General features: G+C 62.0%; 16 protein-coding genes. 7 read left to right on the plus strand and 9 right to left on the minus strand.

Annotation, left to right across the window (positions count from 1 at the left end; translation table 11 throughout):
* Positions 1 to 142 precede the first annotated feature (142 nt).
* The 4 genes from Y708_RS0117925 (at position 143) to Y708_RS0117940 (ending at position 5,462) form a co-directional block, all read left to right on the plus strand.
* The gene (locus Y708_RS0117925; protein ID WP_081746970.1) at positions 143 to 1,084 is read left to right on the plus strand and encodes an ABC transporter permease subunit; all 942 of its coding nucleotides are present in this window, start codon (positions 143 to 145) and stop codon (positions 1,082 to 1,084) included.
* 6 nt (positions 1,085 to 1,090) lie between these two features.
* Positions 1,091 to 2,212: a glycoside hydrolase family 130 protein gene (locus tag Y708_RS26135; RefSeq protein ID WP_051479143.1), complete on the plus strand. Its 1,122-nt coding sequence runs from the start codon at positions 1,091 to 1,093 to the stop codon at positions 2,210 to 2,212.
* Entirely contained in the window at positions 2,209 to 4,329 is a 2,121-nt protein-coding gene (locus Y708_RS0117935; protein WP_253905871.1) for a hypothetical protein, read from the plus strand. The genes Y708_RS26135 and Y708_RS0117935 overlap by 4 nt, the downstream gene beginning before the upstream one ends.
* A gap of 221 nt (positions 4,330 to 4,550) precedes the next feature.
* Positions 4,551 to 5,462: a phosphodiesterase gene (locus Y708_RS0117940; protein WP_028280989.1), complete on the plus strand. Its 912-nt coding sequence runs from the start codon at positions 4,551 to 4,553 to the stop codon at positions 5,460 to 5,462.
* Position 5,463: 1 nt separating this feature from the next.
* Here the strand turns inward: Y708_RS0117940 and Y708_RS0117945 are convergent, their stop codons facing one another.
* On the minus strand, positions 5,464 to 6,879 hold the full coding sequence (locus Y708_RS0117945; RefSeq protein WP_343212992.1) for a stealth conserved region 3 domain-containing protein: 1,416 nt from the start codon (positions 6,877 to 6,879) through the stop codon (positions 5,464 to 5,466).
* A 319-nt stretch (positions 6,880 to 7,198) separates the two neighbouring features.
* Between Y708_RS0117945 and Y708_RS0117950 the strand changes: the two genes are divergently transcribed.
* Entirely contained in the window at positions 7,199 to 7,729 is a 531-nt protein-coding gene (locus Y708_RS0117950; RefSeq protein WP_028280991.1) for a ferritin, read from the plus strand.
* 1 nt (position 7,730) lies between these two features.
* Positions 7,731 to 8,423: a PIG-L deacetylase family protein gene (locus tag Y708_RS0117955; protein ID WP_216699828.1), complete on the plus strand. Its 693-nt coding sequence runs from the start codon at positions 7,731 to 7,733 to the stop codon at positions 8,421 to 8,423.
* 9 nt (positions 8,424 to 8,432) lie between these two features.
* On the opposite strand, the gene Y708_RS30510 is transcribed toward Y708_RS0117955, so the two are convergent.
* The 8 genes from Y708_RS30510 to Y708_RS0117990 all read right to left on the minus strand — a co-directional run bounded on the left by Y708_RS30510 (position 8,433) and on the right by Y708_RS0117990 (position 16,291).
* Positions 8,433 to 8,609: a hypothetical protein gene (locus tag Y708_RS30510; RefSeq protein WP_155853926.1), complete on the minus strand. Its 177-nt coding sequence runs from the start codon at positions 8,607 to 8,609 to the stop codon at positions 8,433 to 8,435.
* A gap of 129 nt (positions 8,610 to 8,738) precedes the next feature.
* The gene (locus tag Y708_RS0117960; protein ID WP_028280993.1) at positions 8,739 to 10,184 is read right to left on the minus strand and encodes a mannitol dehydrogenase family protein; all 1,446 of its coding nucleotides are present in this window, start codon (positions 10,182 to 10,184) and stop codon (positions 8,739 to 8,741) included.
* Positions 10,174 to 11,052: a sugar phosphate isomerase/epimerase family protein gene (locus Y708_RS0117965; protein WP_028280994.1), complete on the minus strand. Its 879-nt coding sequence runs from the start codon at positions 11,050 to 11,052 to the stop codon at positions 10,174 to 10,176. The genes Y708_RS0117960 and Y708_RS0117965 overlap by 11 nt, the downstream gene beginning before the upstream one ends.
* The gene (locus tag Y708_RS0117970) at positions 11,049 to 12,218 is read right to left on the minus strand and encodes a Gfo/Idh/MocA family protein (protein WP_035776768.1); all 1,170 of its coding nucleotides are present in this window, start codon (positions 12,216 to 12,218) and stop codon (positions 11,049 to 11,051) included. Before Y708_RS0117970 ends, Y708_RS0117965 begins: the two co-directional genes overlap by 4 nt.
* Positions 12,215 to 13,051, minus strand: coding sequence for a sugar phosphate isomerase/epimerase family protein (locus Y708_RS0117975; protein WP_028280996.1), 837 nt, complete (start codon positions 13,049 to 13,051; stop codon positions 12,215 to 12,217). The genes Y708_RS0117970 and Y708_RS0117975 overlap by 4 nt, the downstream gene beginning before the upstream one ends.
* Positions 13,051 to 13,983, minus strand: a complete 933-nt coding sequence (locus Y708_RS0117980; RefSeq protein WP_028280997.1) for a carbohydrate ABC transporter permease — start codon at positions 13,981 to 13,983, stop codon at positions 13,051 to 13,053. Before Y708_RS0117980 ends, Y708_RS0117975 begins: the two co-directional genes overlap by 1 nt.
* Positions 13,980 to 14,963: a carbohydrate ABC transporter permease gene (locus tag Y708_RS0117985; protein ID WP_028280998.1), complete on the minus strand. Its 984-nt coding sequence runs from the start codon at positions 14,961 to 14,963 to the stop codon at positions 13,980 to 13,982. The genes Y708_RS0117980 and Y708_RS0117985 overlap by 4 nt, the downstream gene beginning before the upstream one ends.
* Positions 14,964 to 14,968: 5 nt before the next feature.
* The gene (locus tag Y708_RS0117990; RefSeq protein ID WP_028280999.1) at positions 14,969 to 16,291 is read right to left on the minus strand and encodes an ABC transporter substrate-binding protein; all 1,323 of its coding nucleotides are present in this window, start codon (positions 16,289 to 16,291) and stop codon (positions 14,969 to 14,971) included.
* Between the two features lie 243 nt (positions 16,292 to 16,534).
* Between Y708_RS0117990 and Y708_RS0117995 the strand changes: the two genes are divergently transcribed.
* On the plus strand, positions 16,535 to 17,572 hold the full coding sequence (locus Y708_RS0117995; protein ID WP_028281000.1) for a LacI family DNA-binding transcriptional regulator: 1,038 nt from the start codon (positions 16,535 to 16,537) through the stop codon (positions 17,570 to 17,572).
* Position 17,573 lies beyond the last annotated feature (1 nt).

A 17,573-nucleotide genomic window follows, 5' to 3' on the forward strand; every position in this document is an offset into this window, starting at 1 on the left:
TCACCCGTGTTCCTCATGTACCAGGAGGGCATTCTGCAGGGCAACCCGGATACGGCGGCCGCACTGGGCGTCATCCTGGTGCTGGGCGTCCTGGTGATCGCCCTGATTCAACGACGTCTCGTCGGCGGGAAAGAGGACTGACATGGCCAAGGACTTCCAGCCCACAGTCACCACAACAACCGGGACAACGACGACGACGACGCCACCGCCGCCCTCAAGCGGTCCGCCTCCGCGCAAGTCGGCGACGGCGCGCCAGCGCGCACTGCGCCCGGTCAGCTTTCTGCTGCTGGCGGTGGGTGCCTTCGTGTTCCTTTTCCCCTTCTACTACATGTTCATCGGCTCGCTCCAGATTAACCCGGACACGTCGATAACAGGCGCCTTCCCGAACTTCGGAAACATCACCGGGCAGAACTATGTGCTCATCAACGAGTCCATCAACCTGTTCCGCGGACTGCTCAACTCGGGCATCTTCACCGGCGGAGTAATCCTCTGCACGGTCATCTTCGGCCTACCCGTGGGGTATGCACTGGCACAGATGCACTTCCGTGGCCGCGGCTTTGTGTTTGCATTGATGCTGCTGGTGCAGATGATCCCGTTTCACCTGATGCTCATCCCGCTGTACGTGCTGATTGTGCGCGACTACGGGCTGGCAGACAGCTATCTGGGCATGATCCTTCCTTTTGCCATCAACTCCACCGCGGTGTTTGTCTTCCGGCAGTACTTCATGCAGCTCCCTGCCTCGCTCTTTGACGCCGCACGGATTGACGGGGCCAGCGAGCTGCGGATCCTGACCCAGATTGCAGTTCCGCTGGTGCGCCCGGCAATTGTCACAGCCATTCTGCTGACCTTCATTGGTCCGTGGAATGAGTTCCTCTGGCCGTTCCTGGTCACCAAGGACACCGCCTTCCAACCGTTGGCTGTTTCCCTGGCCAACTACATCTCCAACGTTGCGGCAACCGCCGCCAATCCATTCGGCGCAATTCTGGCAGGTGCCTGCGTGCTCGCAGCTCCCGCCGTCGCGCTGTTCATCTTCTTCCAACGCCAGTTCATCTCCACCAATATCGGTTCAAGCGCAAAGGGCTAATCTCCAATGACTTCGCAGACAACACTTCTTCCCACCGTGCCCTACACCCTGACCCGCGCCGGCGTCATCATGGCGCCGGAAGAGGGCAACGACTTAGAGGCCGAGGGCGTACTCAACCCGGCCAGCGGCCGGGGACCGGACGGCGAGCTGTACCTGCTGCCACGCCTCGTCGCCACCGGCAACGTCTCCCGCGTGGGCTTGGCAAAGGTGCTCATCGAGAACGGAGTTCCCACCGGCGTCGAACGCATGGGCGTGGTCCTGGGCCCCGATGAGGGCTGGGAACGCGGCAAAAACAACGCCGGCACCGAGGATCCGCGAACCACGTGGGTTCCGCCGCTGGGCAAGCATCTCATGACGTACGTGGCCTACGGTCCCATGGGGCCGCGGCTCGCCTTCGCCCACTCCGAGAACCTTCGCTCCTGGCAGCGGCTGGGCCCGTGCTTCTTCGAGTACAAGGCGTCCCTGTCCATGGACCTCAACCTGTTCCCCAACAAGGATGCTGTGTTCTTCCCGGAGCCGGTCAAGGATCCCGACGGCGTTCTCTCCTACGCCATGCTGCACCGGCCCATGTGGGATCTCGGGTGGATCCGCGAGGGCGAAGGTGAGCACCTGCCCGCAGGTGTGACGGACAACCGTCCCGGCATCTGGATCTCCTATGTGCCGGTTGAAGACGTTGAGCGCGACATCCGCAACCTGGTGCACATGGGTAAGCACACCCTAGTGGCGCTCAGCGAGTTTGATTTTGAGGAACTGAAGATCGGCGGCGGACCCGCGCCCATCCGTGTCCCCGAGGGCTGGCTGCTGATCCACCATGGCGTGGCCGGCGCGCTGGAGAAGTCCGCGTTCGATCACCAGCAGAAGGTGCACTACACAGCCGCGGCAATGATTCTTGACGCTGACGATCCGTCAAAGGTCATTGCCCGCAGCAGTTCACCGTTGCTTGCGCCCGAGACCGAGGACGAAAGGTCCGGCATTGTCCCGAATGTCGTCTTCCCGACGGCGATCGAGGAGATCGACGGGCAACTGTTCGTGTTCTACGGAATGGCGGACTCGAAAATCGGCGTCGCCCGCCTGAATCGAACAAACTCAGACCGGACGTCCTTCGAAGCGACAGGAGCCGCATCATGACCCCCCGCATCCACTCTCCCCAAAATGACGCTCTGAGGCCCAAAAACGTCCTGAAACGGTCCGTTTGGGGAGAGTCGATTGCTGTGGGGGCGGTTGCAGTCGCGTTGGCAACCACGTCGCTCGCGCCGGCAGCCGCTCAGCCCGTGGCGCCGGCCGCTCAACCCGCCGCCGTCGTCCCGGATGCCAGCGAGCCGCTCACCAATCTTGACCACCTGGACTTTCTCCTCGAAGAGGTTCCGGTGCCCGTGATCGACGGTCACAGCACCTACGGCGGCAAGGACCCGGCGCTGGCGCCTTGGACCTACGCGGACAGGAACGACGACGGCACGTACCGCCGGGTGGGCGGCGGCACCGAGGACCCGGCAACCGGTCACTGGAGCCAGGGCGCCTATAACGCCGATGACATTTCGCGGGCCGCCGTTGTCTACATCCGCCACTGGCAGCAGACGGGTGACGAGGGCAGTCGCGAGAACGCCTTCCAGACACTGCGTTCGCTGGCGTACTTGCAAACCACCGAGGGTCCCAACGCCGGCAACGTGGTGCTGTGGCAGCAGCCGGACGGCGAACTCAACCCGAGCGCCGAGCCGGTTGAACTGCCCGATCCCAGTGACTCGGCGGAGTCCTACTGGCTGGCGCGCACGGTGTGGGCGCTGGGCGAGGGGTACGCCGCGTTCCAGGAGGCCGATCCAACATTTGCTGGTTTCCTGCAGGACCGGCTCCATCTCTCGCTGGAGGCCATGAACCGGCAGTCGCTGGGCCGCTACGGCGAGTACGAGATTGCCGACGGCGTCCGCGTACCGGCGTGGCTGAACGCTTACGGTGCGGACTCCTCCGCCGAAGCGGTACTGGGACTCGCCGAATACGTTGAGGCCGAGCCGAAGGATGACGTGGCCCGGACAGCGCTCACGCAGCTCAGCGAGGGCATTGCCGAAATGTCGTCCGGCGACACGCAGGCCTGGCCCTTTGGCGCGATCCTGCCCTGGACCAAGTCCCAGACCTTCTGGCATGCGTGGGGTGGGATGGCGCCGGCAGCCGTCGCCGAAGCCTCGGTTGTGTTGGACCGTCCGGACCTTGCCGAAGCCGCCGTGAAGGACACCGCCCGGTTCACCCCGCAGCTGCTCGCCGCGGGCGGGCCGGACAACGCCTGGACACCCACACCGTCCGAGAAAGTGCAGATTGCGTACGGCGTGGACTCCCGGCTGCAAAGCCTTGTCGCGACGGCTGAGGCAACCGGCGCCGACGGGCTCCATGAGCTGGCCGCGGTGGTGGGCGGCTGGTACTTCGGCGCCAACCGCAGTGGCGAACCGACGTACAACCCGGCCACCGGCACCACCTTCGACGGTGTGCAGGCGGATGGAACGGTGAACCTTAATTCGGGTGCGGAATCGGCCATTCACGGGCTTCTCTCGATGCTCGTTCTGGACGCGAATCCTGATTTGAAGGAAGCGGCACTGGGCATCGATGAAACCGTGTCGACCACCGGCCTCGCCGTGGTCGAGGCGGAGACCGGAACCATCACCGGCAGCGGAACCGTTGTGACGCCGTCGTCCGCGTGGACAGGCGAGGCCAACTGGTCCGCCGGCGCCTACGTAAGGCTCGACGACGGCGCGCGGCTCCGCGTGCCTGTGCCGGCATCGGATCAGGAGCGCAATGTCTATCCGATCGTCAATCGGTCCATTGAGGAATCCGGGATGACGCAATGGTCCGCCAAGCGGAAACTCGGCGAGACCCCCAACGGCGGCGCAGGGGCGCAGGGCATTACCGAGGCACCGGGTCTGCTCCAGCCATTTACCCTCGATAAGACACTCAAGGCTAAGGACCGCTACGTGGAGGCGCGCGTAGACGGCGCCGCTTCCATCGACGCCCTGCTGGTGCAGCCGCTGATCTCCACGGTGACGGTTGATGGACCTGCGGGGGAGTCCACACTGTATGTCAGTGCGTCGGAGAAGAAGTCTGAATTCAAGGTCGATGTTCCGCGGGGCTACAAGCTGGTGCAGCAAGCCTTTGACGCCAACGGCCAAGAGGTAAGGGTGCCAGGCGGCAAGGGCTTTGCGCGCTCCGGCCAGGTCCACGTTACTCCAGGAGGATTCACGGAAGTTTCCTTCGAGCGCAGCTAACCGTCCCACCCACATCGACTCTCCTCAAACTGACGTTCTGGGACCCAAAAACGCCCTGAAAACGTCCATTTGGGGAGAGTCGATGGTGGTGGGGTGGTGACGTCGGTCGCCGAGTTCTGCGACTCGCCGTGTGACGTTCATCCCTTAGGTGGAATCGGTCTGCTTTGATGGACGTTAATTGGATTGATAGCGATTACCGGCAGCTACCAAGAAAGTCAACAATGGATTTCCGGACGGCCGAGCATCCACGGCCGCAACATTTCATCCTGCACATGAGCGACACCCACCTGTTGGGTGGACCGCAACAGCTATACGGCGCCGTGGACAGCGAGGCCCGGCTGCGGCAGATCTTCTCCGAACTTGAACACTCCGGTGCACGTCCGGAGGCGATCGTTTTCACCGGCGACCTTGCGGATAAAGGCGAAGCGCAGGCGTATACCAAACTCCGGGCCATCGTGGAACCGGCAGCAGCCAAGCTCGGGGCCCAAGTCATCTGGGCCATGGGCAACCACGATGACCGGGCAACCTTCCGCACCGAGTTGCTGGACCAGCCCGCAACCACTGCCCCGGTGGATCGTGCCTATGATGTCAACGGGCTTCGCATCATCACCCTCGATTCGACCGTGCCGGGCCACCATCACGGCGAGTTCTCCCACGAGCAGCTGGTCTGGCTCGCCAATGAACTGCTCACCCCGGCACCCGACGGAACCATCCTCGCCCTGCACCACCCGCCCATTCCCTGCATTCAGGATCTTTCGGTCCTGGTGGAGCTGCGCGGCCAAAGCCGGCTGGCCGACGTCGTTCGCGGTACCGACGTCCGCGCAATCATGGCGGGTCACCTGCATTACTCCACCACCGCTACTTTCGCGGGAATCCCGGTGTCGGTGGCCTCCGCCACCTGCTACACGCAAGACCTGGTGTACGACGGCGGTGGCACCCGCGGACGCGACGGAGCCCAGTCGTACAACCTGGTCCACGTCTACGAGGACACGATCGTGCATTCGGTGGTGCCGATGGGCTCGCATGCCTCGGTAGGGGAGACAGTCCCATTTGAAGAAACCAAGCGCCGCCTTGAAGCAGCAGGCGTGCTGATTGACAACGCCGCGGTCAGCCGGGCACTGACCCGCGTCTAGGCTATTTTTCCCAGGGAGCTTTCACGGGGAAGTACTTTTCCAGGAAGTCCGTGACCAGCCGGGCACGCTCCTCCGCGGGGACTTCAGGAAAGCTGCCGTCATTGAGGCAGAAGAGGTCTGCGTTTCTCTTATCCAGCAGCTTGTGCAGGCTTCGCAGCCCGGATTTCATGGTGGTGTCGATGTACTTGACCTTCGCGGACTCCTGCGTCACGGCGCGCCCGGTGAGCAGCGCGTAGTAGTGGTACAGGGAGTTGGTCACCGAAATATTGTCCTTGGCCCGGAATCTGGACGCGGCCGTCGCCTCAAACTCCCGAGCGAACTCCTCCTCCATTTCCAGCAGGACGCTCTTGCGTAGCGGCGCCGCGGTGTGTTCCAGATGCCGGGTGGTGATCCGGCCGAAACGCTCGTGCAGCAGTCGGCGGTTGACGCGTGCGGCGTTTTCGTAGCCGCTGCGTTCCGTGTCATTCTCGCCCAACCCAATGCGGGTATCAGCCTGAATGAATTTGGTGATCCCGCCGGGTGAGAAGAACAAGTCCGGCGAAACGGGGCGGCCAAAGAACATGTCGTCATTGGAGTACAGGAAGTACTCTGACAGGCCGGGGATGTGCTGGAGTTGGCTCTCCACCGCCTGCGAATTGTGTGTGGGAAGGACGGAAGGGTCCTTGAAATGCTCCTCGGACGGGACAAGGGTCACGGATGGGTGCTCCGCTAGCCAGTGCGGGCGGTCCGAGTCGGTCGCGATAAAGATCCGGCGGACCCAGGGAGCAAACATGTAGACGGACCGCAGGGCGTACTTCAGCTCGTCGATCTGACGGTAACGGGCTTCATGGTCGTCGCCTTCGCCCACCACGGCGCCTGCCATCCGGGCAGCCCGGGCGGCAACGTACTCGGGCGAGCTTCCGTCCACCCAGGAGAACACGAGGTCAATCTCAAAGTCGATGTCGGTGGCGTGGTCCGCGAACATGTTGTCAATGGTGGGCCACATCAGGCCGTGCCGCTTGACCGAGCCCCGCACCACCTCGGCCGAGGGAAGCGTGCGGCGGGTGAGTGAGTTCTCAACGGGCAGCTCGATGTGGTCGCCGTCAAGAGACCACAGCTCAATCTGGACGCCCGCGGAGGGGCCAAACGCAAGGCCGCCGATCGGCTCGATGCGGGGGCGGAAGAGTCGGAATATCCTCGCCTTGTCGCTGTGTGACAGGGAACCGTCGGTGACGAGCAGTGTGGTGCGCCGCTTGGTGTCCACGGTGCGCGAGTAGAAGGGCTCGTTCCTGCACGCGTCAACAAGCGCATGCCGCAGCTCTTCGCGGTATTTCAGCTCGATGGCCACAACGGGCCTCTCATCGTTGCCCCTGACGAGCAGGTACTCGATGCCTGCTCTTTCAAGCGCTTCCCTGATGAAAAGAAGGTCCTCCACCATTGCCTGATGGGGGGTGGTGTCATCATTGATCAGGGTAAACCGGCGTTTGACCGTGGTGATGTCGGAGCGGTCGTTGAATCTCGAGACCGCGGCGAGCGACGCCGACTCGAGGACCTCGGCCTCATTCTCGGGTTCTGGAGCGCCGAAGTAAACATCGTGTTGGGCAGCGATATCTGTAATTGGAACCTCCGTATGATTCGAGGGGATGCGCGGTTGTGCAGCCGTTGCTCCAATGATAAGCCTGCGAAGCGTTAAGGGACTCTGCGGCCCAATCGGACTACGCTCATCACAGACGCCCAATCACACCAGGAGGAACACCATGGCCCGCAGGACTTTCAATCAGCTGTTGACCACCCAGATTGGCAACGAGTTTGCTGCATCGCAGCAGTACATCGGGATCGCAGTCTGGTTTGATAATCAGGATTTGCCCCGACTGGCCGCACACTTCTACCGCCAGTCCCTGGAAGAGCGCAATCACGCCATGATGATGGTCCGGTACATGCTTGACCGCGATATGGACGTGGCCATCCCCGGTATTGAAGTTGTCCGCAGCCAGTTTTCAAGCGTTGTCGAGCCGATTGCGCTCGCGCTGGCCCAGGAGAAGCAAGTGACGGATGACATCAAGGCGCTGTTTGCGGCCGCGCGCGTGGAAGGCGACGCCCTGGGGGAGCAGTTCATGCTGTGGTTCCTCAAGGAGCAGGTGGAAGAGGTCGCATCGATGTCCACCCTGCTGAATATCGCTCAGCGCGCGGACAATCTGTTTGATATTGAGAACTTCCTTGCCCGGGAGACGGTGGGCGACTCCGGCAGAGATCCCAACATGCCGGAGGCCGCGGGGGGTGCGCTCTAGCATGCTGGAGCTCTTTCCCACCGAATGGGACCGTGCGCTGGTTCTGATGGCGCATCCGGACGACGCCGAGTACGGCGCGTCCGCGGCGGTGGCCGAGTGGATTTCGCAGGGGAAGGACATCCGCTATGTGCTGGCCACCAGGGGAGAGGCCGGAATCGCCGGCCTGCCGCCGGCGGAGAGCGGGCCCATCAGGGAGGCCGAACAACGGACTGCCTGCGACAGGGTGGGGGTAAGTAACCTGGAATTCCTGGATTACCTGGACGGCAGGTTGGTCGAATCGCTGGATCTTCGCAGGCACCTTGCGGGGATCATCCGGCACCACAGGCCCGACGGCGTGATCACCCTCAACCACCGTGACTCCTGGGGTCCGCGCACCTGGAATTCCGGGGATCACCGGGCGCTGGGACGCTCAGTGCTCAACGCGGTTGCGGATGCGGCCAACGAATGGATCTTCCCGGATCTTGAGGAGGCGCCGCACACAGTGTCCTGGACTGCGGTCATGTCGATGGAACCGTCGCACTACGTTCCGGTGAGCGCGGAGAGCGTCGAGAAGGCCATCCTCTCCCTGGCTGCGCACAAACAGTATTTACGGGCATTGGACAGTAGGCCGGTGGAGGAGCAGGCAGCGGACCAGGTGCGCATGGCCACAGGCGGTGGGGACCGGCGCGTCAGCTTTGAGGTCTTTGGGCTTTAGCGGCGGGCGTCACCGTTGGCGGTTCCGGTACGACGACGGCGCCGCCCCCGTCCATGCCTCCGCGGCGTAGTTGCTGTCTACCGAGGTCTGGGCCGGTTGCCGCAGCTGCTCCAGCGTGTGCGGGCTCGGCGGCAGTCCAGAAAAACTGGTGCGCTTGATCTGCTCCAGGTTGTAACCGCGTTGCACCAGGAAATGCAGACCCGGGTCGGCAGGGGGAAGCTCGCCAAATCCCGTCGGGGACTTGAGCCATGGTCCGCCTGCGCCAGTCCGGTGTTCAACACAAGCTGTGCACGGTTGTGAGTCGTGAACACTTGATCAGACGGATGTTGATGCGGTTGTAGCGCCGAGGCGTTGTGCTTCGCGGACGACAGCTGCAACCAGCTCCGCTGATCCGGCCAGGTCAGGGGCCAGATGAGCGACTACAGCAGCGGCATTGTCCCGCGAAAGCGCGGTTTGGTCTTCCGTTTCCGGAACAAGGGTGACGGCTCCCGGGTCTTGAAAGGTGATCTTCGGACTTCCAAGGCAAAGAAGCCAGGCGGCGATGAGTCCCACCTCGCCGCTGCCCGCATCCAGGCCTAGAGCCAGGCGCCTGCGGATGACTGGAATCGTGCGCATCCTGAGCTTGATACTGCCGTCCGCCGCTATCTGTGTGAGCTGATGCCTAATCCGCGGATTGCGGAACCGTGTCCGCAGGTCCTGCAGTGCTGTGTCGGTCTCCTCTTCAGAAAAAGGCAGGACGGCGCGTGCGTCGGACCACAACCGCTCCAGCAGGTCTACACACCAAGTGTCCTTCATGGTGTCTGCGATGGTTTCGTGGCCGCGAAGCAACCCGGAATAGGCAAGCAGGGAATGCCCGGCGTTGAGCAGCCACAGTTTGCGTTCCTCGAAGGGCGCTATATCGTCCACAAAGCGGGCACCGGCGAGTTCCCAATCCGGTCGGCCGGCGGGGAAATCACCGGCAATCACCCAGACAGTGAATGGCTCTGCGACCACAGGTGCTTGGTCCCTGAGTCCGGTGAGATCGGAAGCAGACAACAGGTCCGATTCGGTGGAGGCGGGCGTGATGCGGTCCACCATGGTGGAGACGAAGGAGACATTGGCATCGATCCAGCCCGCAAGGTCAGTTTCCACAGCCATCGCCAGCTGCAGCACCACCGTGCGGGTGACCTCCCCGTTATGGCTCAGGTTGTCACAACTGACGACGGCGAGGGCTCCGGATCCTGCGTTCCGGCGGGCACGCAGTCCATCCACGAGCCGCCCAGGAGCAGTGCGCGCGGTCTCCATTGCGGAAGACGACCGCAGGAAGCGAATGTCACCGTCTATGTCGACGTTTCCGTAGTCGAGCCCCATGGTGGCGTGATGGTGATAGCCGGCCTCAGTAACGGTCAGTGTGATGACGGCGGTTTCCGATGCTGACACCAGCTGGCGCCACCGGGGTCCGTCGTCGCCGTCCACGGCTTCGACAATCGACGTGATGATCCGTGCCTTATCGCTGTCCTTATCGCGGACCAGCAGCGTGTAAAGACCATCCTGTTCCGCCAGTACCTCGGCGGCGCGAGGGCTGCGGCCGGTAAACGCGGCAATTCCCCACTGGCCGCCGTCCGGAATCGTGCCGGGAGCCGCAGTGAGTTCGTTGGCCCGGTGTGTGTACCATGCCTGATGTGCCCGGTGAAAGGCTCCGAGTCCCAGATGGACCATGCGGATGGGAGGTCTTTCACCGGGCACAGAGCTGTTGCTCAGCCTCTCCATGTCAACCGGCATTCGCCGAGGATGACACCGGAGAGAGGCTGGCCAGCACTGTCTTCACATAAGCAAGGTTCTCCCGTGTCCGTCGTTCCAGCGGGACGTCCGTCGAGAAGTCCTCGACCGTGACCCAGCCGTCATACCCATGATTCAGGAGAGCGCCAAAGTACTCCCTCACATCCCCCTGCCCCCCGGCCAGAGAAGCCCATTCATGGCTCCAGATGGTCGACCCGTTGCTGTCTTGGTTTGCGGAAGGCTTCCAGACAGCGTTCTTCACATGAATGTGCGCAAGATACGGACCCAGCATCTGAAAGGCCGAAAGGTGATCCTCATGACCCTCGATCAACAGATTTCCCAGGTCATGGATTACCCCGACATACCGCGGATCGAGTCCCTCAAGGAGTCGGACGGCAGAGGAAGCGGACGCCGTCACCGTTCGGTGATGCAGTTCGACAAGGGCCTTCACTCCATGGTGTGAGGCGCGGTCCGCCACCCATTTGAAGTCTTCCCGACAGGCGCGGAACAGCTCGGCGTAATTGCCGTCGCCGAGCGGAAGAGTCGTGACACGCACCTGATCCGCTCCTAGAGCCGCGGTGGCAGCCAACATGCGTTCGACGTCGTCGTGGTTGTCGCAGCGTGCGTAACCACCTATTCCCGAGAACTCAAGCCCCGCTTCCGCCGTGAGCCGGGCAATATCCCCGAGATTGGCTTCCAACCCGGTGAGCGGCCACGTGGAACGGTTCCCGGCCCAAAAGCCGGGCGGATCAGCAGGAGCCTGGTCGGTAATGCGCCACTCGACGCCGTCCCAACCCTGTTCGGCAAGGTGGGCTGCCGCCTCCTGAGGCGTCCACTCAGGCGTCGATGCGGTAAATACTGAAAATTTCACGATGTGCCTCCCATAGCGACAAGTTGGTGGTCGTGGTTTCCGGCGAGAACGTCGTCAAATTTCACTGGTGCTCCCAGCGCCGCCGAAATGTAAAGAGCGCGCACCGTGGCCAGCGCCATGACGGCGTCCCCGACAGTCACGCCCGGCTGGCGTCCTTCGGCGATGGCTTCGAGGATGTCCTTGTACTGGCGGGTGTGGCCGTTGGAATCAACCGTGGGGTCCTGTGCGGGGAAGTTGGCTCCCGCATCACCGAGTTCTGCCTGTGCCTGGTTGCCGCGCAGATTCAATCCCATGTCGGAGCGTTCCCTGCTGGCGTCCAACGCATGGAAGTATGTCAACTCATCATTGTCGATGACCGCTGAACCTTCCGAGCCATGGACTTGGACACGGACCGTGAGCCCCGGATAGGCGGCGGTCGTGGCATGGACCACGCCCAGCGCACCGGATGCGAAACGGATGGTCGCCACTGCGGTGTCTTCGACCTCCATCCGCTCATGGGCCAGCAGGGCGGTGTGGGCATGAATCTCGACAGGTCTGCCCAGGAACCAGATGAGGAGATCGACCGTGTGCACTCCCTGGTTCATCACGGCACCGCCGCCATCCAGGTCCCAGGTTCCGCGCCATTCGCCGGAGTCGTAGTAGCGCTGGCTGCGCCACCAGGCCACCGAAGCAACGCCGCTGGTGAGCCGGCCAAAACGTCCATCCTGTACCGCTCTGGCCACTGCAAGGCTGGAGGGGTCAAACCGGTGCTGGCTGATGACCGAGACCACGAGCCCCGCGTCCTTGGCCCGGTCTGCAGCGGCGGCGATGGTGCGCGCACGCGCGAGGTCAACGTCGAGTGGCTTTTCGATCACCACGTGCTTGCCGGCGGCGATTGCCTCCTCCGCAACGGGGGCGTGGAGACCGCTCGGTGTGCACACAGCCACTAGATCGGCGTCCTGCGCAGCCAAAGCCTCTTTGAGTGTGGTGAAGACGGCCGGCCGCGGCCGGTTCCACTCCCGTTCCAGTTTGTCTGCGATTGCAACGGCGGCACCGTGCACAGCGTCCACCACAGCCACTACCTCCGCGCCCCGCAGCGATGCCAGGACTTCCGCGTGCTGGCGCCCAATGACGCCGCAACCCACTATGACGGCCCGCTGTATCGTGTTGGCTTCAGCAGTGCTCATGCCGTGGTGACTCCTGCCTTGTCGGTTACACGTGCAAAGGCGCGCGCCGCCACGCCAAACGCGGCAGGACCTGAGAAACCACCCAGTCCAAAGGCCCCGGTCAGGTGGGGTTCAAGTGATGCGAAGCCCACGTAGCCGTCGTCGCGCAATGCCTCAACGGTCAGTTGGAGATCGCCGTCGCCTTCCCCGGCCGGGGTGACCGCAGAGGTGGCCGCCAGGGCGTCCTTCACCTGGAGATACTCGAGGTGCGGCCGGAGCTTGGCATAGCCTTCCTCGAAAGGTTTGACGCCTACCTGGACAAAGTTGGCGGAGTCCCAGGCTACTTTCAATGCGGGTGATCCGACCGATTCAATGATGTCCAACACCCGATCGGGGGTATCCCCGTAGATGTCTTTCTCGTTTTCGTGGAGGAGCACCACCCCCTCGCGTTCCGCGACATCTGCCAAGGCACGCATCCTGGTGATCACTGCATCACGCACCGACTCCGGTGGGGCCTCACCGTAGTAAAAGGAGAAGATCCGAATGTAGGTGGAATTCAGAGCGCGGGCCGCGTGGACCGCCCGCGCGAGGCGCTCCACTTCATGTTCCACGGGCAGGCCGACATCCACCTTGCCGATGGGGGAGGCGATCGCCGAAACTCTGATTTCCTTATCGGCGAACAGAGCAGCCAGCCGCGCCAGTTGGGTGTCATCCATCTCGACGATGTTGACTCCCCAGGCGCTCCGAACCTCGATATGGTTTGCGCCAAGTGCCTGCAGCACTGCCACTTGAACGGCCGGATCGTCATCGATTTCGTCGCCGAAGCCGGATAGTTTCCAGGTGGTTTGCGTCATTATTTAACTCCTCCTGCGGTAAGGCCACCAACAAGGTAGCGCTGGAAAATCAGGTAAAGAATCACCACGGGTGCGGCGCAGACCAGGGCGGCCGCCATCATCTGCCCATAGGGAGGTACTGCGCCGCCTTCGGTGGCCGCACCGAAGATTTGCAGTGCGACGGCGGCGGTCTGGGTATCCGGGCGGGTGATTACCGAGGCGAACAAAACGTCATTCCATCCCAACAGGAACGCGAAGATGCCGGAGACCACGATGCCCGGCCAACTCAGCGGAATGATGATCCTGAACAGGATTCCCATACTTGAGGCTCCGTCAATTCGCGCGGCCTCTTCGAGTTCCTTGGGCAGCCCGCGAAGATACGTCACCATGACCCAGGTCGAGAAGGGCAGGGCAAAGGTCAGGTAGGTGAGGAACAACCCCCAATGGGTGCCGATAATCGTTACGCCGAGATATGTTGCCGCTGAAGAAAAGAGCACAAATACGGGGAGAACCATGAGGGTCCCGGGGATGCTCTGCATTGCGAGCAGTCCCCGGAGGATGCCGAGTCGCCCCTTGAACGTGAATCGCACCAGCACATAGGCAGTGGAGACGGACAGCGTGGCGCAGACAACCGCCGTCGTTCCGGCCACCAGCAGGCTGTTGGCAAGGCCATTGCCCAGCCGGACAGTGGTCCAGATCTTTGAGTAGTTCTCAGCGGTGAAAGTGCTGGGTATCAGCTCGCCGTTGGCAACGCCGACGTCCGTGTTCAGTGATGCGAGGACGATATACAGCATCGGAATGAGGACAATGGCACATAGGAATGCAGTCACAGAAATCAGCAGCGACCGGGGCAACAACCGAGTCACCTCGGTGTTCCTGCTGTTACCGTTCCGCCGCGGCCTGATAACACTGTCTTTGCTGGCCGCTGGGGTCAGGTCAAGGGGGGCGCTCATTTCTTTCCTCCCGGGTCATCGGTGGTGTCGAGCTTCACTGCCCGCAAATAGATGAACAGCGGTATGGCCACGAGCACCAGGGAGACGAAGGCCATCGCCGCGCTCAACCCAAATCGGAAGCTCTGGAAGCTGGTCACATAGGTCAGGAACGGCAACACGGCAACATCGGCTGGTGCCGGAACACCAAACAGCACGAACGGCAGCGTGAAGTTGTTGATGTGGTGCAGGATCGACAACAGGAATGCCAAGGACAGCGGACCCTTCAAATAGGGGAAGATGACGTAGCGGAGTTTGTTCCACCACAGTGCCCCGTCAATCGCCGATGCCTCATGGACCTCGTGGTCAACCGCCTGCAGCCCGGATAGTGCCAACAGGTAGATGAACGGCCAGGACGCCCAGATTTGCACCAGCACCAGCGTCGCGTAGCTCTGTGGGCCATTCAGCCAGAGCCCGCCGTCGATACCCACTTGGGCCAGGGTCGTGTTGATGACACCGTCCGGCTGGAACATGGTCCGCCAGACCGACGCCACCACAAAGGAGGGGAGTACGTACGGGATCAGGAAAATGGACCGCACCAGACCGCGTCCGCGGAACTTGTTTTGAGTCACGACGGCGGCGGCCACTCCCAGCGGAATGGTCACGATCGTGGCGATCAGTGAGTAGGAGACGCTCAGCCACACCGAATACAGCAACGGAGATGCGGTAAGCGCTTCGATGTAGTTGTCGAGACCGATGAATGGTGCCGAAAGCCAGTCCCGAAGCGTGTATTGGTCAAGGTCGATCAGGGAGATGAAGATCCCGATGAGTGCCGGAAGGACAATGACCAGCACCATGAGCAGCCCACCAGGTGTGAGCAGCCACAGCGGCCGGTTGCGCTCCGTTACTCCCTTGCGCCGTCGTTCACGGCCCCGGTCCGTTCCCGGGGCCGCCCTGGGGGCCTTATTGTCGGCCGTCCGGGACTTGTGGGGTGTGAGTGTCATGGCAGCTAGTCCTTGACCCGGTCAAGTGATTCCTGGGCCGCGTTCTGGGCGTCCTGTATACGTGCTTCCAGTTCGTTCTTGGGCACGTTGCCCTCCGAGAGCCCTGGAACCGACTGGACCACTACGTTTGTGAGTGCAAGCTGGATGTCGCTCCAGGCACCAGTAAATGGAGTGCCTACCGACTTGGACGCGGATTCTAGGATGGGTGCGAGCTCGGGGTATTTGGCTTCAAGTTCGGCGCTCGCTTCAGCATTCGTAGGGAGCTGCCCGAAAAGTTCGTAATATTCGATCTGGGTGTCCTTGTCGGTCAACAGTTTGACGAATTCAAAGGCAAGGGGTTTTTGCTGCGAGTAATCCGCAACCACCAGATTGTCTCCGGAGAGGATGCTGGCGGCCTCAACGCCGTCTGCTGGCCGTTCCGTTGCGCCCGGCGGGATGGTAGGCATGAGCGCATACTCATACTTGCCGGCCACCGCCGAGTCCTCCAGAGTGGGCAGCGACGAGGAGGTGGTCATAAGCATGTATGCGGAGTTACCCGCGGCGAACTCCGCGAGTGCCTGTGGGTTGGTCCATCCCACTGCTGCCGGATCAACCACTTTGTCCTCTGTTAGCCAGCCGAAGTAGGTCTGGTATGCCTCAAGCACCGAGGGATCGTCAAGAGTGGCTGTCTTCTCCTCCACCAGCGGGTTGCCCGCCTGCGCCGACATTCCCCAGACGTACTTCCACGGGTCGTAGTTGTCACCATAGGCGACGCTGAGTCCATAAACGCCGTCTCCGGTCAGCTGCTTTGCCTGCTCGCGGAGTTCATCCCAGCTGGTCGCCGGTTCCTCGATGCCAGCGGCGGCCAACAGCTCTGTGTTGTACGCAAGGACAAAGGGACGGCTGACAAATGGAATGCCCACCTGGTTCTCGTCATCGGGGCCGGATATACCCAGGGATGACGGAACAAAACGGTCCTTTCCTCCCACCGAAGCCCACTCCTCTTCCTGGAGCGGGACAAATGCCTGGGTTGCGTACGCTGTAGGGGTGAACGTGGTGCCAAGGCTGTAAACGTCGGGGCCCTGCCCGGAGACCACCGAGGTCTGGATCTTCGTCAGCTCCTCATTGGCACTGGCGTAGGTTTCCCACTCGATGTCCGCGCCCGTTTGCTCTTTGAACTTTGCTGCGATGTCCGTTTGCCACTGTTGGCGTTCCTCCGGGTATTGGTTGTCCACACCCATCAGGACGTTCAGGGTTTTGCCCTCCCCGTCGACGGGTCCTCCCGCTTCTCCGCCGGTTCCGCCGCACGCGGCCAGCGCCAGTGCTGTAGCCGTTATACCTACGATCACGCTAAGTTTCCGGGATGTGCTCCGAGACTTTTCAGTGCGCATTGGTTGTCCTCCTGCTTTCGGCCGCATCCTTGCGGCGGGTGATGATCATCACTTTCGAATGGTGGATAAGACCGACACTAGAACTGATGGAGACTGAATGCAACCGTTTGCCAAAAATTGCCAAGCATGTTTATCTAGGCATCTAAGAGCCCAATCGCCGGGCCGGTCAACAGCCGAAGCAAATGGAAGCAGCGTGGACATATGCCAAAATCGTCACAGCTCCGGCCAGACCGCCCTGCGACTATCAACGACGTCGCTGAACGCTCCGGTGTGGCGGCCTCCACAGTGTCACGCGCTCTTTCAAACCCGGGGCGGGTTAGTCAGCACACGAGGCTGCGCATCGAGCAAGCCGCGGCGGAACTCAACTATGTACCAAGTTCCCAGGCCCGTGCACTCAGTTCAGGTAAGACCGGCGCGGTGGCGTTGCTGGTGCCGGACATTACCAACCCCTTCTACTTTGGCATCATTCGCGGGACACAACTCCAGCTCAAGGCCGCTGGGTACACCCAACTTCTGGTGGATACCGAGGAGTCGGAAGACGTGGAAGCCAGCGCTCTCGAATCGCTCCGGCGGACCGCGGATGGCGTGATCCTGGCCGCCGCCCGTCTTGATGATGAGGCCTTGGTTCAGGCTGCTCGACACACTCCGCTGGTGACTATAAACCGCAGTGTCCCAGGCATTCCCACAGTGCACATCGATACTCCTGGAGCTATTGGCCAGGCACTGAACCATCTGGTGTCCCTGGGACACACCACCGTCGCTTATGTCAGTGGGCCCGCAACGTCCTGGTCCAATGCGCGGAGGTGGACCGCATTCAACGACGACGCAAAGGGGCTCGGCATCAAGGTCATCCGAATTGGTCCGTTTGCCCCGAAAACAACGTCGGGAGCCGCTGCTGCTGATGCGACCGTGCACAGCGGGGCAACCGCCTGCGTGGTCTTCAATGACCTGATCGCGATTGGCATGTTGCAGCGGCTCAGGGAGAGGGGCATTCGGGTGCCGGATGAACTGAGCATCGTGGGGTGCGATGACATCTTCGGCGCCGACTTCTGCAACCCGCCGCTCACCACCTTGACGTCCCCGATTGAACAGGCTGGACGCGTTGCAACAACTATGTTGCTCGAGCGCATTAAGGCCCCGCTCAGCGCGTCATTCCGAAAGCTGGCGAGCCTGCCAACTCATTTGACGATCCGAAACTCAACCGGCACTGCGCCGACACCTGCGAAGACAAAGGACTGAC

This window comes from Arthrobacter sp. H5 (assembly GCF_000520595.1).
Taxonomy (GTDB): domain Bacteria; phylum Actinomycetota; class Actinomycetes; order Actinomycetales; family Micrococcaceae; genus Arthrobacter_D.

What these genes read in the sequence shown, in the direction of transcription:
- Y708_RS0117945 (WP_343212992.1), bottom strand. Translation starts at nt 6,879, where the DNA reads ATGGTGGAGGACCTTCTTTTCATCAGGGAAGCGCTTGAAAGAGCAGGC.
- Y708_RS0117970 (WP_035776768.1), bottom strand. Translation starts at nt 12,218, where the DNA reads ATGAGCACTGCTGAAGCCAACACGATACAGCGGGCCGTCATAGTGGGT.
- Y708_RS0117995 (WP_028281000.1), top strand. Translation starts at nt 16,535, where the DNA reads ATGCCAAAATCGTCACAGCTCCGGCCAGACCGCCCTGCGACTATCAAC.
- Y708_RS0117960 (WP_028280993.1), bottom strand. Translation starts at nt 10,184, where the DNA reads ATGCCGGTTGACATGGAGAGGCTGAGCAACAGCTCTGTGCCCGGTGAA.
- Y708_RS0117980 (WP_028280997.1), bottom strand. Translation starts at nt 13,983, where the DNA reads ATGAGCGCCCCCCTTGACCTGACCCCAGCGGCCAGCAAAGACAGTGTT.
- Y708_RS0117955 (WP_216699828.1), top strand. Translation starts at nt 7,731, where the DNA reads ATGCTGGAGCTCTTTCCCACCGAATGGGACCGTGCGCTGGTTCTGATG.
- Y708_RS0117985 (WP_028280998.1), bottom strand. Translation starts at nt 14,963, where the DNA reads ATGACACTCACACCCCACAAGTCCCGGACGGCCGACAATAAGGCCCCC.
- Y708_RS0117975 (WP_028280996.1), bottom strand. Translation starts at nt 13,051, where the DNA reads ATGACGCAAACCACCTGGAAACTATCCGGCTTCGGCGACGAAATCGAT.
- Y708_RS26135 (WP_051479143.1), top strand. Translation starts at nt 1,091, where the DNA reads ATGACTTCGCAGACAACACTTCTTCCCACCGTGCCCTACACCCTGACC.
- Y708_RS0117925 (WP_081746970.1), top strand. Translation starts at nt 143, where the DNA reads ATGGCCAAGGACTTCCAGCCCACAGTCACCACAACAACCGGGACAACG.
- Y708_RS0117950 (WP_028280991.1), top strand. Translation starts at nt 7,199, where the DNA reads ATGGCCCGCAGGACTTTCAATCAGCTGTTGACCACCCAGATTGGCAAC.
- Y708_RS0117935 (WP_253905871.1), top strand. Translation starts at nt 2,209, where the DNA reads ATGACCCCCCGCATCCACTCTCCCCAAAATGACGCTCTGAGGCCCAAA.
- Y708_RS0117940 (WP_028280989.1), top strand. Translation starts at nt 4,551, where the DNA reads ATGGATTTCCGGACGGCCGAGCATCCACGGCCGCAACATTTCATCCTG.